This window comes from Micromonospora yasonensis (assembly GCF_026013475.1).
Lineage (GTDB): Bacteria > Actinomycetota > Actinomycetes > Mycobacteriales > Micromonosporaceae > Micromonospora > Micromonospora yasonensis.
On sequence record NZ_JAPDPH010000196.1, the window covers coordinates 1 to 12,917 of the forward strand.

General features: G+C 71.9%; 16 protein-coding genes. 11 read left to right on the forward strand and 5 right to left on the reverse strand.

Features of this window, described 5'->3' with window-relative positions:
* Nucleotides 1–49: 49 nt before the first annotated feature.
* Genes ONA70_RS28395 through ccsB form a run of 5 tightly spaced genes read left to right on the forward strand, consistent with a single transcriptional unit; the run spans nt 50 to nt 4,713 of the window.
* Nucleotides 50–697 carry a histidine phosphatase family protein gene (locus ONA70_RS28395; RefSeq protein WP_265009553.1) on the forward strand — a complete coding sequence of 216 codons (648 nt, stop codon included), beginning with the start codon at nt 50–52 and terminating at the stop codon, nt 695–697.
* The gene (locus ONA70_RS28400; RefSeq protein WP_265009554.1) at nt 697–1,269 is read left to right on the forward strand and encodes a TlpA family protein disulfide reductase; all 573 of its coding nucleotides are present in this window, start codon (nt 697–699) and stop codon (nt 1,267–1,269) included. The genes ONA70_RS28395 and ONA70_RS28400 overlap by 1 nt, the downstream gene beginning before the upstream one ends.
* On the forward strand, nt 1,269–2,111 hold the full coding sequence (locus ONA70_RS28405) for a cytochrome c biogenesis CcdA family protein (RefSeq protein ID WP_265009555.1): 843 nt from the start codon (nt 1,269–1,271) through the stop codon (nt 2,109–2,111). Before ONA70_RS28400 ends, ONA70_RS28405 begins: the two co-directional genes overlap by 1 nt.
* Nucleotides 2,111–3,730: a cytochrome c biogenesis protein ResB gene (resB, locus tag ONA70_RS28410; RefSeq protein WP_265009556.1), complete on the forward strand. Its 1,620-nt coding sequence runs from the start codon at nt 2,111–2,113 to the stop codon at nt 3,728–3,730. Before ONA70_RS28405 ends, resB begins: the two co-directional genes overlap by 1 nt.
* Complete coding sequence (gene ccsB, locus ONA70_RS28415) at nt 3,730–4,713, forward strand: c-type cytochrome biogenesis protein CcsB (protein WP_265009557.1); 984 nt, start codon at nt 3,730–3,732, stop codon at nt 4,711–4,713. The genes resB and ccsB overlap by 1 nt, the downstream gene beginning before the upstream one ends.
* Before the next feature lie 9 nt (nt 4,714–4,722).
* Here the strand turns inward: ccsB and ONA70_RS28420 are convergent, their stop codons facing one another.
* Both ONA70_RS28420 and ONA70_RS28425 read right to left on the reverse strand, forming a co-directional pair.
* Nucleotides 4,723–4,923 (reverse strand): hypothetical protein, encoded by a 201-nt coding sequence (locus tag ONA70_RS28420; protein WP_265009558.1) that lies wholly within the window; start codon nt 4,921–4,923, stop codon nt 4,723–4,725.
* A gap of 53 nt (nt 4,924–4,976) precedes the next feature.
* Nucleotides 4,977–5,447: a MarR family winged helix-turn-helix transcriptional regulator gene (locus ONA70_RS28425; protein WP_265009559.1), complete on the reverse strand. Its 471-nt coding sequence runs from the start codon at nt 5,445–5,447 to the stop codon at nt 4,977–4,979.
* A 63-nt stretch (nt 5,448–5,510) separates the two neighbouring features.
* Between ONA70_RS28425 and ONA70_RS28430 the strand changes: the two genes are divergently transcribed.
* From ONA70_RS28430 to mqnP, 3 genes are all read left to right on the forward strand, one after another.
* Nucleotides 5,511–6,071, forward strand: coding sequence for a carboxymuconolactone decarboxylase family protein (locus ONA70_RS28430; protein WP_265009560.1), 561 nt, complete (start codon nt 5,511–5,513; stop codon nt 6,069–6,071).
* Between the two features lie 87 nt (nt 6,072–6,158).
* Complete coding sequence (locus ONA70_RS28435) at nt 6,159–7,619, forward strand: menaquinone biosynthesis decarboxylase (protein ID WP_265009561.1); 1,461 nt, start codon at nt 6,159–6,161, stop codon at nt 7,617–7,619.
* Entirely contained in the window at nt 7,619–8,530 is a 912-nt protein-coding gene (gene mqnP / locus ONA70_RS28440; protein ID WP_265009562.1) for a menaquinone biosynthesis prenyltransferase MqnP, read from the forward strand. Before ONA70_RS28435 ends, mqnP begins: the two co-directional genes overlap by 1 nt.
* A 22-nt stretch (nt 8,531–8,552) precedes the next feature.
* On the opposite strand, the gene ONA70_RS28445 is transcribed toward mqnP, so the two are convergent.
* Complete coding sequence (locus ONA70_RS28445) at nt 8,553–9,518, reverse strand: terpene synthase family protein (RefSeq protein ID WP_265009563.1); 966 nt, start codon at nt 9,516–9,518, stop codon at nt 8,553–8,555.
* Between the two features lie 169 nt (nt 9,519–9,687).
* Between ONA70_RS28445 and ONA70_RS28450 the strand changes: the two genes are divergently transcribed.
* Nucleotides 9,688–10,332, forward strand: a complete 645-nt coding sequence (locus tag ONA70_RS28450; RefSeq protein ID WP_265009564.1) for a UbiX family flavin prenyltransferase — start codon at nt 9,688–9,690, stop codon at nt 10,330–10,332.
* Nucleotides 10,333–10,358: 26 nt separating this feature from the next.
* On the opposite strand, the gene ONA70_RS28455 is transcribed toward ONA70_RS28450, so the two are convergent.
* Nucleotides 10,359–10,625 (reverse strand): BldC family transcriptional regulator, encoded by a 267-nt coding sequence (locus tag ONA70_RS28455; RefSeq protein WP_013473529.1) that lies wholly within the window; start codon nt 10,623–10,625, stop codon nt 10,359–10,361.
* 268 nt (nt 10,626–10,893) lie between these two features.
* Between ONA70_RS28455 and ONA70_RS28460 the strand changes: the two genes are divergently transcribed.
* Entirely contained in the window at nt 10,894–11,352 is a 459-nt protein-coding gene (locus ONA70_RS28460; protein ID WP_265009565.1) for an Lrp/AsnC family transcriptional regulator, read from the forward strand.
* Nucleotides 11,353–11,446: 94 nt separating this feature from the next.
* Complete coding sequence (locus ONA70_RS28465; RefSeq protein ID WP_265009566.1) at nt 11,447–12,538, forward strand: L-cysteine desulfhydrase Cds1; 1,092 nt, start codon at nt 11,447–11,449, stop codon at nt 12,536–12,538.
* A 35-nt stretch (nt 12,539–12,573) separates the two neighbouring features.
* Here the strand turns inward: ONA70_RS28465 and ONA70_RS28470 are convergent.
* The coding region (locus ONA70_RS28470; protein WP_265009567.1) for a putative glycolipid-binding domain-containing protein at nt 12,574–12,917 on the reverse strand (344 nt) is incomplete at its 5' end.

A 12,917-nucleotide genomic window follows, 5' to 3' on the forward strand; every position in this document is an offset into this window, starting at 1 on the left:
GTGAGCCGGTTTTGCGAGCCCCGCAGTCGCGAACGAAGGGGGCGCAGTCGTGAGCGAGACGGTGGTCCACGTGCTGCGGCACGGCGAGGTGCACAACCCGGGCGGCATCCTCTACGGCCGGCTGCCCGGTTTCCGCCTCTCCGAACTGGGCGTCCAGATGGCCAAGGCCGCCGCCCAGGCGCTCGCCGAGCGGACCGTGGTGCACGTGGTGGCCAGCCCACTGGAGCGTGCCCAGCAGACCGCCGAGCCGATCGCCGCCCAGTTCGGGCTCCCGGTCGGGGTGGACGAGCGGCTGATCGAGAGCGCCAACTGGTTCGAGGGCAAGAAGGTATCCCCGGGAGACGGCTCGTTCCGCGACCCGCGCAACTGGTGGGTGCTGCGCGACCCGGTCACCCCGTCCTGGGGCGAGGCGTACCGGGTGATCGCCGAGCGGATGTTCGCCGCGCTGCACGCCGCCCGGGTGGCCGCCGAAGGGCGCGAGGCCGTGCTCGTCTCCCACCAACTCCCCATCTGGACCCTGCGCCGGTACGTCGAGCGCAAGCGGCTCTGGCACGACCCGCGCCGACGGCAGTGCGGCCTGGCCAGCCTCACCTCGTTCCACTTCGACGGCGCCAAGGTCGTCGGCATCGGCTACTCGGAGCCGGCCGCCCACCTGATCGCGATGTCGGCGACCGCCCGGACGGCCAAGGGGGCCTGATGCTCACCCGGAGGCTCGTCGCCGCCCTGCTCGCCGCCGTCACCGCCGGGGCGGCGCTGGTCGGCTGCTCCTCTGGAAGCCAGGAGAGCCGTTGCACGAGCGACGGCCTCACCATCAGCTGCGCCCCCGACCAGCGCTCGAAGACCCCGAAGGTGAGCGGTGAGCTGCTCACCGGCGGCAGCTACGACGTCTCCCAGGCCCGCGGCCAGGTGGTCGTGGTCAACTTCTGGGGCTCCTGGTGTGGGCCCTGCCGGGCCGAGGCGGACGACCTGGAGGCCACCTACCAGGCCACCAAGGGCTCCGGGGTGACCTTTCTCGGCATCAACGTGCAGGACAGCAAGGACAAGGCGATCGCCTTCGAGGAGGGCCGGGCCACCTACCCGAGCCTCTTCGACCCGGCCAGCCGGCAGGCGCTCAACTTCGACATCCCGCCGAACACCACCCCGGCGACCGTCGTCCTGGACCGGGACGGCCGCATCGCCGTGGTGATCCGTAGAGCTGTCACCCAGCAGGAACTGCAACCCATCGTCGAGCGGATCGCGGCCGAGCAGCCGGCGTCCGGGTCCCGCTGATGGGCGAGACCTTCCGCCAACTCGCCCAGTCCGGCCCGCTGTTGCTGGCCGTCGGCGCGGCGGCGCTCGCCGGGCTGGTCAGCTTCCTCTCCCCGTGCGTCCTGCCGCTGATGCCCGGCTACCTGTCGTACGTGACCGGGCTGGCCGGCGCCGACCTGGAGGGTCGGTCCCGCGCCGAGACCCCGCCGGCCGCCCCGGACGACGCCCGGACCGGCGGCGGGGTGGCGGTCGCCGCGCCCCCGGCGACCCGGTCGGCGGTCGCCGTGAAGGGGCGGGTGCTGGCCGGCACCCTGCTCTTCATCGCCGGGTTCACCGTGGTGTTCACCGCCACCGCGATCCTCTTCTCCAGCGTCGGCAAGGTCTTCTTCCAGTACGAGCGCACGCTGGAGATCGTCATCGGCGCGCTGGTCGTGGTGCTCGGTCTCGGCTACCTCGGGGCGATCCCCGGGCTGCAGCGCGAGTTCCGGATCCAGCGGCTGCCCGCCGCCGGCCTGCTCGGCGCCCCGGTCCTCGGCGCGGTCTTCGCGCTCAGCTGGCTGCCCTGCACCGGCCCGACGCTCGGTGCGGTGCTCGGCATGGCCACCGTCGACGGGCGGACCGACCGCGCGGTGCTGCTCGCCGTGGCGTACTGCCTCGGGCTGGGGGTACCGTTCGTCGTCTTCGGGCTGGGCTTCCACCGCCTGCTCGGGGTGTTCCGCGCCGTCCGGCGCAACAGCCGCTGGGTCACCCGGATCGGCGGCGTGCTGCTGATCCTGATCGGCCTGGCGCTGGTCACCGGCGGCTGGCAGAACTTCGTGATCTGGCTGCAGACGCATGTGGGCACGGGCGAGGTGAGCATCTGATGACGACCGTGGACGACCGGCCGGCCAGCCCGCCGGCCGAGGCGCCCCGGCGACGGGTCAACCCGGTGCTGGCCCTGCTGCGCAACTCCTGGCGGCAGCTCACCAGCATGCGTACCGCGCTGATCCTGCTCTTCCTGCTCGCGGTCGCGGCCATCCCCGGCTCGGTGCTGCCGCAGCGCGGGGTCAACCCGGAGAAGGTCAACCAGTACTTCGTCGACCACCCCGACCTCGCGCCCCGGCTCGACCAGCTCGGCATGTTCGAAGTCTTCGGCTCGGTCTGGTTCTCCGCGATCTACCTGCTGCTCTTCACCTCGCTGGTCGGCTGCATCCTGCCTCGTACCCGCGACCACGTCCGGGCGCTGCGGATGAAGCCGCCGGCCGCGCCGAAGCGGCTCGACCGGCTGCCGCAGCACGCGGTGCTGGAGGCGCCGGCCGCCGCCGACGCCGAGGCGATCGCGGCGGTGCTGCGCCGCCGCCGCTGGCGAGTCGTGGTACGCGGCAACGAGGTCTCCGCCGAGAAGGGGTACCTCAAGGAGACCGGCAACCTGCTCTTCCACGTCTCGCTGGTCGCCGTGCTGCTCGGGGTCGCGGTCGGCTCCTGGTACGGCTGGCACGGCAACCGCATCCTGGTGTCGGGCGACGAGAACGCCTTCTGCAACACCCGTCAGCAGTACGCCGAAGCGACCCTCGGCCCTCGGGTCGACAGCGCCGACCTGCCGCCGTTCTGCCTCACCCTGGACCGGTTCGACGCGAAGTACCTGCCGTCCGGGCAGGCCGCGCGCTACTGGGCCACGGTGACCGTCGACCAGCCGGGCGGGGCGAAACGGAGCGCCGGCTTCTCGGTCAACTCGCCGCTGCGACTCGGCTCGGCAAACGTCTACCTGCTCGGCAACGGGTACGCGCCGATCCTGAAGTACACCGACCGGTACGGCCGCAGCCAGACCAGTACGGCGCCGTTCCTGCGCACCGGCGACCCGAACGCGACCGAGGAGGGGATGGCCGCCTTCCCGGACGCGAACGTCGACCCGAAGACCGGCAAGCGCGCCGCCGACCAGCAGGTCGCGTTTGACGGTCTCTACCTGCCCACCGCCCCGGACGACCCGCCGTTCGTGTCGTCGCACTTTCCCGAGGAGCGCAACCCGGCGGTGGTGCTGGTCGCGTACCGGGGCAACCTCGGGCTGGACGCCGGCATCCCCGGCTCGGTCTACAAGCTGGACCAGCGGCAGATCGACAACGGCAAGCTGAAGCAGATCGGCAACAAGAAGCTCGGCCTCGGCGAGAAGTGGACCCTGGACGACGGCAGCACCCTGGAGTTCGTCGGCACCAGGCCGTACATCACCATCGCGGTCCGGTACGCACCCGGGCAGACGCTGATGCTCGGTGCCTGCGTGACGCTGCTGGCCGGCCTGATGGGCTCGCTGTTCGCCCGGCGGCGGCGGGTCTGGTTCCGGATTTCGCCCCCCGAGGGCGGATCTCCGACGAGCGGTAGTAGTTTGGTGGAGGCCGGTGGGCTGCCGCGCACCGAGCATCCGGGGTTCGCCGACGAGTTCGCGCAGCTCGTCGCCGCGGTGAGCGACGACGGGCGGGACGACCGGCGGGCGCGAGAAGGAGACGAGTGATGTCCGCACTCTCCGACCAGCTGGTCACGTACGCGATCCTGGCGTACCTGGTCGCCATGATCAGCCACGCCGTCGAGTACGCGCTCGGCAATGCCCGCGCGGTGCAGGTGAAGGCCGGCGCCCCGGTCCGGGAACTGGTCGGCGCGGGCGTCGGCGACGCCGGTGGGATCGTCGAGGAGCCCGCCACCGTTCCGGCCGAGACCCGGCCCAGCCGCTCGGCCGCCCGGGCCGTGGTCGCCGGCCGGATCGCCGCCTGGGTCACCGCGCTCGCGGTCGCGCTGCACCTCGGCGCGGTGGTCACCCGGGGCGTCGCCGCCGAGCGGATGCCCTGGGGCAACATGTACGAGTTCGTGCTGACGGTCACCTTCATCGGGGCCGCGGCCTGGCTGGCGGTGCTCTGGAAGCAGCCGTCGCTGCGCCGGCTCGGGCTGTTCCTGACCCTGGTCATGGTGCTGCTGCTGGCGTTCGCCGAGCTGAAACTCTATGTGCAGGTCACGCCGCTGATGCCGGCGCTGCAGTCGTACTGGTTCATCATCCACGTGTCGACGATCATCTTCGCCTCCGGCATCTTCCTGCTGGGCGTGGTGCCGGCCGCGTCGTACCTGATGCGGGCCGGCTGGGAGCAGGGCAAGCGGAGCTTCCCGTACACCCTGGCCCGGCGGCTGCCGGCGGCGGCCGGCCTGGAGCGGCTGACCTTCGCGCTGCACGCCTTCGCCTTCCCGATCTTCACCTTCGCGGTGATCGCCGGGGCGATCTGGGCCGAGGCCGCCTGGGGTCGGGCCTGGGGCTGGGACCCGAAGGAGACCTGGGCCTTCATCTCCTGGGTGGTGTACGCGGGCTACCTGCACGCCCGGGCCACCCCGAGCATCAAGCGCAACGTGGCCACCTGGATCTCGATCCTGGGCTTCCTGACCATGCTGATGAACCTGTTCGGGGTCAACTTCTTCTTCACCGGCCTGCACTCGTACGCCGGCGTCAACTGACCTGCCGTCTCAGCGGGCCGGCCGCCGGCTGCTCAGCACCCCGTCCACCCGCAGGGTGATCTGGTAGGCCACCTCGGGCAGGTCGGCCAGGTCGAGCCGGTCGGCCCGCAGGGCGAACTGGGCGTGCAGTTCCCGGGCCACGGCGTCCCGGATCTCCGCTTGGAGCGGGGTCAGGCCGTCCGGATCACCCACCATGTAGGCGTCGTCCATCAGCCCATCGTGGCGCTTCCTCCCGTCCGGTGGTCAAGGCCCGACGATGTTTGTCACCCGCCGAACCAGCCGGGGACGTCGAGGCGGAAGACGTCGGCCGGGACCATCCGGCGCAGGTCGTCCTCGATGGCCGCGACCCGGTCGGCGCCCAGGGTGGCGGTCCAGCGGTCGCGGAGCTGGTCGAAGACGGCTGCGGAGCGGCGCAGCCCGTCGCGGCCCTTTTCCGTCATTCGGACCAGCTTGCGGCGGGCGTCGGCGGGGTCGTCGACGCGTTCCAGGTAGCCGAGCGCGACCAGCCGGTCGACGGTCTTGCCGGCCGCCTGCTTGGAGACGCCGAGACGCTGGCCGAGGTCGGAGGCGGTGGTGCCGGCCGGTCCGACGGCCTGGAGGACGAAGCCGTGGGCCGGGCGCAGCTCGGGATGCCCCTGCCGGGCCAACTCGGCGTGCAGGTCGTCGACGAGGGTACGGAAGCCGGCGAGCAGCAGCAGCGGGAGCGCGAAGCCGGGGCGGTCAGGCGTTGCCATGTTCGACAACCTCATTTACTATTCCGTCAACCACGTTGACTATCGTACGTGAGGGGTCCCGTCATGTCCCGACCGGCTTTCACCGTCCACACGCCCGACACTGCGCCCGCCGCCGCCCGCCCCGTCATGGCCGGCGTGCACCGCAAGCAGGGCCACCTGCCGACCGCCGTCGCCCTGATGGCCGAGTCACCGGAGCTGCTCAAGGGCTTCCTGGGCGCCACCGCCGTCTTCGAGTCCACCGACCTCGACCCGGTCGCCCGGGAGGTGGTGGTGCTCACCGTCGCCACCCGCAACGAGTGCCACCTGTGCGTGGCCATGCACACCGCCGCCCTGGCCCGGCGCGGCGGCGCGACCGAGCTGATCGAGGCGCTGCGCGCCGGCGCCGCGCTGCCCGAGCCACGGCTGGAGGCGCTGCGCCGGTTCACCCTCGCGGTGCTCGACCACCGGGGCGCCGTGCCCGACGATGAGCTGGACACCTTCCTCGCCGCCGGCTGGCGGCCCCGGCACGCGCTGGACGTGGTGCTCGGGGTCGGGACGTACACCATCTCGACCTTCGCCAACCGCCTGGTCGACGCCCCGCTCGATCCGCCGCTCGCCGGGTACGCCTGGACTCCGGCCGTCTGAGGTGTTAAGAGGGGGCCCTTTACCCGCACCAGGCGTTAAGAGGGGGCCCTTCCTTACATCTGGGAGCGGTGCGGGAGACTGGCAGGCATGGCGGCTCGTGGCTTCCCGTACACCGATCTCAAGGACTTCCTCGCGGCCTTGGAGCGCGCGGGCGAGCTGCGGCGGGTGAGTGTCCCGGTCGACCCCACGCTGGAGATCAGCGAGGTGGTCACCCGGACCGTGCGGGCCGGCGGGCCGGCGCTGCTCTTCGAGCGGCCGACCCGGGGTGAGATGCCGGTGGCGATCAACCTGTTCGGCACCGAGAAGCGGATGGCGATGGCGCTCGGCGTCGACTCGCTGGACGAGATCGGCGAGCGGATCGGCGGGCTGGTCAAGCCGGAGCTGCCGGTCGGCTGGTCCGGCATCCGCGAGGGCCTGGGCAAGGTCATGCAGCTCAAGTCGGTGCCGCCGCGCAAGGTGAAGACCGCCCCCTGCCAGCAGGTGGTCTACTCCGGCGACGACGTCGACCTCAACCGGCTGCCCGGCCTGCAGGTCTGGCCCGGTGACGGTGGGATCTTCCACAACTACGGGCTGACCCATACGAAGCACCCGGAGACCGGCAAGCGCAACCTCGGGCTCTACCGGCTGCAGCAGCACAGCCGGAACACGCTGGGCATGCACTGGCAGATCCACAAGGACTCCACGGCCCACCACGCGGTCGCCGAACGGCTCGGCCAGCGTCTGCCGGTCGCCATCGCCATCGGGTGCGACCCGGTGGTCTCGTACGCCGCGACCGCGCCGCTGCCGAGCGACATCGACGAGTACCTGTTCGCCGGCTTCCTGCGCGGGGAGCGGGTCGAGATGGTCGACTGCCTGACCGTGCCGCTGCAGGTCCCGGCGCACGCGCAGATCGTGCTGGAGGGCCACCTGGAGCCCGGTGAGCGGCTGCCCGAGGGTCCGTTCGGCGACCACACCGGCTTCTACACCCCGGTCGAGCCGTTCCCGGTGCTGCACGTCGAGACGATGACCATGCAGCGCGACCCGGTCTACCACTCGATCATCACGTCCAAGCCGCCGCAGGAGGACCACGGCCTCGGCAAGGCCACCGAGCGGATCTTCCTGCCGCTGCTCAAGCTGATGATCCCGGACATCGTCGACTACGACCTGCCGGCCGCCGGCGTCTTCCACAACTGCGCGATCGTCTCCATCCGCAAGCGCTACCCGAAGCACGCGCAGAAGGTGATGAACGCGATCTGGGGCGCGCACCTGATGTCGCTGACCAAGCTGATCGTGATCGTCGACGAGGACTGCGACGTGCACGACTACAACGAGGTCGCGTTCCGCGCCTTCGGCAACGTCGACTACGCCCGGGACCTGCTGGTCACCGAGGGGCCAGTGGACCACCTCGACCACTCGTCGTACCAGCAGTTCTGGGGTGGCAAGGCGGGCATCGACGCGACCCGCAAGCTGCCCACCGAGGGCTACACCCGGGGCTGGCCGGAGGAGATGACCATGTCGCCCGAGGTGGTCTCGCTGGTCGACAAGCGCTGGAAGGAGTACGGGATCTGATGACGGCCGTGCTGGAGCCCGTTGAACGCCCGGGCCGGGTCAAGTCCTTCCTCAAGCTGGTCACGATCGAGCACTCGGTCTTCGCCCTGCCGTTCGGGTACCTGTCGGCGCTGACCGCGATGCGGGTCGAGGGCGGGCACGTCCGCTGGCTCGACCTGCTGCTGATCACCGTAGCGATGGTCGGGGCGCGGACCTTCGCCATGGCCGCCAACCGGATCCTCGACCGGCGGATCGACGCGCGGAACCCGCGTACCGCCAACCGGGAGCTGGTCACCGGGGCGGTGAGCATCCGTACGGCGTGGACCGGCGCGGCCGTCGCGCTGGTGGTCTTCCTCGCCGCCGCCGCCCTGCTCAACCCGCTCTGCCTGGCGCTCGCCCCGCTCGCGGTGGTCCCGCTGATCGTCTACCCGTACGGCAAGCGGTTCACCAACTGGCCGCACGCCATCCTGGCGGTCGCCCAGGCGGTCGGCCCGGTCGGCGCCTGGCTGGCGGTCACCGGCACCTTCGCCGGCTCCTGGCCGGCCTGGCTGCTCGGTGCCGCCGTCGGCCTCTGGATCGGCGGCTTCGACCTGATCTACGCCTGCCAGGACGTCGAGGTGGACCGGAAGATCGGGGTGCACAGCGTGCCCGCCCGGTACGGGATGCGCTTCGCGCTGCACGCCTCGACGGTGGCACACGTGATCACGTTCGGGCTGTTCATCTGGTTCGGTGCGCTGGTCGGCTTCGGCTGGCTCTGGTGGATCGGGCTGGCCCTCACCGCGGTCGCCTTCGGCTACCAGCACCTGGTGGTCAGCCCGACCGACCTCAGCAAGGTCAACCGGGCGTTCTTCACCGCCAACGGCTTCGTCGGCATCGCACTGTTCGTCTTCGCCCTGCTCGACCTGGTGGTCCGCCTCGGCCTGCGGGCCTGAGGCGGGCGCCGGCGGGGCGGGCTCAGCCGCCGGCGCCGACCGGGTAGCGGGCGCTCTCCAGGGTCCAGTCGACGGTGCCCCGGATCGCGTTGGCGACCCCGTCGAGCTGGGTGGTGACCGACTCGTCCAGCGCCGGACCGAACGACGGCACGGCGGCGCGCAGCGCCATGAAGCGGGCCATCTCGGCGCGCCAGCGCGCGGCGACCAGGTCCGTCGCGGCCGCCACCGGCACGCGTCGCTCGGCGGCGACAGCCAGCACCAGGTTGTGGCCGCCGGCGGTGGCCCGGTCCCGGTCCAGCGAGGCGATGTCGTTGAACCAGGCGAGCAGGTCGTTGGCGAGATGGCCGAGCCGGCGCAGCGCCGGGTGGTGGTAGACCGCCTCGGGCAGCGGCCGGCCGGCCGCGAACTCGATCAGCGGGTACGCCACGTACGCGGCCGAGGTGGCCCGGCGCAGCTCCACGTACTCGTCGACCCCGGGTGGCCGGCCGCTGTTCCGGGCCACCGCCTCCCGACAGACGCCGTCGAGATGGTCGGCGACCGCGTCGGCGAAGCGCAGCCGCCAACGGGCCGGCATCCGGCGTCGGGGCTCCTGCCAGGCGCGTACCAGCAGCCGGCGCAGCGGACCGGAGAAACCGGGATGGCGCGCCCGGGGACCCTCCCGGAGCAGGGCGAGCGCACCGTCCCGCAGCGCCCGGATCGGTGCCGGATCCGGGTGGCACGTCCCGTCGCAGGCGTCGTCGACCAGGAAGAACCAGGTGAACAGCGCGGCCAGCACGCGCAGGTCGGGCTCGCTGGCGTCCGGGTAGAGCCGGCCGGCGTACCGGGCGAAGCCGGCCCGGGCCAGCCGTTCCCGGGCGGCGGTGTCCAGCGGCAGGCCGAGCCGGCCGAGCTGGTCGATCAGCCAGTGCTGCACCCGGTCCGCGTACGGGGAGAGCCGGGGCGCGATCGGGCAGTCGGACCGCAACGACCGGAGCACCGCCTCCGTCATCACCGATCCCTTCCATAGATGTGGATCGCCGACGGAAGCATGGCAGGTCGCCGGAGCGGGCGTCGCCCGGGCGGACAACGCCACTTGTAGTGGGACAAGTGGGACGTCCGGCACGCCGGTCCCGGGGGCCTCCAACGGGTCGCCGGACCGACCAGGCAGGCTTGACGGCATGCGCGAACCATGGGTGGTCGGCGTCTCCGGGGCGTCCGGCACGCCGTACGCGGCCGCGGTCGTCCGCGGCCTGCTCGACGCCGGTGCGGCGGTGGACCTGATCGTCTCCCGGGCCGCCCGGTTGACCATCCTCGACGAGACCGGCCACCCGTTCCGGGACGGGCACTGGGCCGAGGACCTGGGGGCCTGGCTGGGCCGTGACCTCGCCGACGCCGACCTGCGGCACTGGCCCGCCGGCGACCTGGCCGCCGGCCCCAGCAGCGGCTCCTACCGGGTACGCGGGATGGCGGTCGTCCCGGCGAGCACGGCGGCCTGCGCCGGCATCGCGATCGGGCTCTCCAAGGACCTGTTGCAGCGCGCCGCCGAGGTGAACCTCAAGGAGCGGCGGCCGGTGGTGGTGGTGCCTCGGGAGACCCCGGTGACCCGCAGCCACCTGGAGCACCTCATCGCGTTGCACGACGCCGGCGCGGTGGTGCTGCCGGCCAGCCCCGGGTTCTACGGTGCCGGGGCGGCGGCCTCCGCCCAGCAACTGGTCGACTTCGTGGCCGGCAAGGTGCTGGACGCGCTCGGTGTGCCGCACACCCTGTTCCGGCGCTGGTCGGGCCAGTTGGCGGCGGCCCGACAGGACGCGGACCGGACCTGACGCCCGGTCCGCGCTCCGATGCCGGCTCAGTACATTCCGGCGTTCGCCGGGCCCGGTCCGGTCGAGGCGGTCGGACCCATGTTGCGGGCCTTGCCCATGTCCTCCGCCTCGTCCAGCATGCCCTCCCCTTCAAGCAGGGCTCGCACCTCGGATTCCCGAAACCGGCGATGCCCGCCTGGAGTCCGGATGCTGCCGATCCGGCCGGCCGCTGCCCATCTGGTCACGGTCTTCGGGTCAACCCGAAACAGCGCAGCGACCTCTCCCGGTGTCAGCAGGCGATCTCCAGTGTCCACAGCCCCCTCCTCGCGTCGACGAAGCCCCCGGCTGAACACACTGCCCCCGGCCGGTGCGAGCCCAGAGCCGTCATGAGGGACGTATGGCAATTACAGCACCGGCGACCTGGCCTGTCCGCCAAACGCGAAAAACGCACGTGATGAGAAGTTAGTAAATGGTACCGGCGAAGAGCCCCCATGACGATCCATTTGTGAATGGCAACGCGACGTCATGTTCAACTGATACCGACCGCTTCACGTTACGGTGGAACGGATAGGGTCACTCTCCGTGGATGCGATCGACCTGAGCCTCGTGGAGCTGCTGCGCGGCAACGCCCGCCTGTCGTACGCCGAACTGGCCCGTCAGGTGGGGCTCTCCGCCCCGGCCGTGCACGAGCGGGTCGGGAAGCTCGAGTCGAGCGGGGTGATCCGGGCGTACCGGGCCGAGGTCGAGCCGGAGTCGGTCGGGCTCGCGGTCACCGCGCTGATCGGCATCGTGGAGGACTCCACCGCCGACACCGACGACGTGCTGGAGGCGTTCCGGCGGATGCCGGAGATCGAGTCCTGCTACTTCATGGCCGGGGTCGAGTCCTTCCTGCTCAAGGCGCGCGTGGGCACCATCGCCGAGCTGGAGCAGCTGATCGTCCGGCTGAACCGCACGCCGGGGGTGGCCTCCACCCGTACGGGTATCGCCCTGTCGACCAAGTGGGAGAACCGCCCCCAGCCGATCGAGTCGTCCGCCTCCTGACCTGTCGCCTCCGGCGGTCGGCGGGCCGGCCAGCGCAGGCAGACCCGCCGGGCCCGTCCGGACGCGACCTGACCTCGCTTGTAACGTTGCCGGCGTGACTCATCTCGACCGGTGTGACGAGGCCAGCCGGACCTGGGTGACCGAGGCGATCGCCACGGTCGAGGCGGACGCCAACCGCTCCGCCGACACCCACCTCCTGCCCTTCCCGCTGCCCAGGGAGTGGGGCATCGACCTCTACCTCAAGGACGAGTCGGTGCACCCCACCGGATCGCTCAAGCACCGGCTCGCCCGCTCGCTCTTCCTGTACGGGCTGTGCAACGGCTGGATCGGCCCGGAGACGACGATCGTCGAGGCGTCCTCCGGGTCGACGGCGGTCTCCGAGGCGTACTTCGCCCGGATGCTGGGGTTGCCGTTCATCGCGGTGATGCCCGCCTCCACCTCGCCCGAGAAGATCGCCCAGATCGAGTTCCAGGGCGGGCGCTGCCACTTGGTCGACGACCCGGCGAAGGTGGTGATCGAGGCGCGCTGGCTGGCCGAGGACACCGGCGGGCACTTCATGGACCAGTTCACCTACGCCGAGCGGGCCACCGACTGGCGGGGCAACAACAACATCGCCGAGTCGATCTACGCGCAGCTCGCGCTGGAGCGCCACCCCGTGCCGGCGTGGATCGTGGTGGGTGCCGGCACCGGCGGCACCAGCGCCACCATCGGCCGGTACGCCCGCTACCGCCGGCTGCCCACCAAGCTCTGCGTGGTCGACCCGGAGAACTCCGCCTTCTACCCCGCCTGGCAGACCGCCGACTGGTCGGTACGGACCGGCCGCGGCTCCCGGATCGAGGGGATCGGCCGGCCCACCGTGGAGGCGTCCTTCCTGCCCTCCGTGGTGGACCGGATGGTCCAGGTGCCGGACGCCGCCTCGCTGGCCGCGATGCGGGCCGGGTCGCGCGTGCTCGGCCGTCGGGTGGGCGGCTCCACCGGCACCAATCTGTGGGGGGCGTTCGGGCTGATCGCCGAGCTGCTCGCGGCCGGGCGGTCCGGCTCGGTGGTCACCCTGATCTGCGACCCCGGGGACCGCTACGTCGACACGTACTACGCCGACGAGTGGGTGTCCGGGCAGGGGCTCGACCTCGCCCCGCACCTGGCCACCATCGACCGGTTCCTCGCCACCGGCGCCTGGCCGGCCTGACGCCGCGCGGCCCCGGGGGACCCCGCCTGGATCCCTCAGCGGGCGCCGACCCGCTCGGCCAGGCCCGGGTAGCGGACCACGAAACCGTCCGGGTCCACGTCCAGGTCGGTGGTGAAGGTGCCGCTCGCGAAGCGGATCCGGCCCGGTCCGAGCGACGTGTAGACCTGCTCGGCGGGGACCACCGTGAGGCTGGGCACCAGCACCCAGGCGGCGGTCACCTGCCGCACGAGGTCCGACGGGGCCCGGCCCAGGCCGAGCCGGCGTACCGGGAGGGTGTTGAAGAGCGGTGAGCCGCCCAGGTCGACGTCGAGCGCGTCGGCCAGCTGGTCGGGTTCCTCGGCGCCCGGCAGCCCGGACGGCGGATGCCCGGCCGCCTCCA